The 745-nt window shown below is 73.2% G+C and carries 1 protein-coding gene; it reads left to right on the plus strand.

Going from position 1 to position 745, the window contains the following annotated elements; translation table 11 throughout:
* Positions 1-106: 106 nt before the first annotated feature.
* Positions 107-745 (plus strand): LLM class flavin-dependent oxidoreductase (locus tag GH736_RS23780; protein ID WP_159607563.1); only part of this gene is annotated, 639 nt, incomplete at its 3' end.

The raw sequence follows: 745 nt of genomic DNA on the forward strand, positions 1-745 counted from the left end.
ATTGGCGGCGGAGTGCCGGGAAGTCTGGTCGGCCGACGTTTCGTCGCCCACCGCTCGTTGAATCCCGCAATGAAGCCCACCGCGCCCCAGAAGAAGAAGCTCGAAAATGTCTCTGCGCCCGACTACACGCGGCGGCGGCTACGTCGGCGACGGCATCCCCGTGACCGTGCAGCCCGCCGAGGGCAGTGGCGTGCAGGTCTGGATCCACGGCTCCACGGCGGGCGAGAGCGCCCGCATCGCGGGCCGCCTGGGCCTGCGGTACGGCGCCAACTACCACGTCGCACCCAGCGGCGTGATCGAGTCGCTCGCCGAGTACCGCGCCCACTTCCAGCCGTCCGCCGAGCTCGAGCGGCCGCACACGATCGTGTCGGTCGACGTGGTCGTCGCCGAGACGGACGCCGCGGCGCGGCGCCTGGCGGCGGGCTATGCCGAGTGGGTGCTGTCCATCCGCGAGGGCCAGGGCGCGGTGCCGTACCCGAGCCCGGAGCACGCCCTGCCCGACGCTGAGCTCGGCGCCATCGAGCTCGCGGCAGTGCAGGACCGCCTCGACACCCGGTTCGTCGGCTCCCCCGAGACGGTCGTCGGCCTGCTCGAGACGCTGCAGCGCGTCACGGGCGCCGACGAGCTGCTCGTCACGACCATCACGCACGACCACGAGGCGCGCGTCGCGTCGTACCGGCTGCTGGCCGAGGCGTGGTCGCGAGCGGATGCCGGGCGCGATGCCGGCGCGGAGGCGGAAGCCGAC

Source organism: Agromyces humi (genome assembly GCF_009720255.1).
GTDB lineage: Bacteria > Actinomycetota > Actinomycetes > Actinomycetales > Microbacteriaceae > Agromyces > Agromyces humi.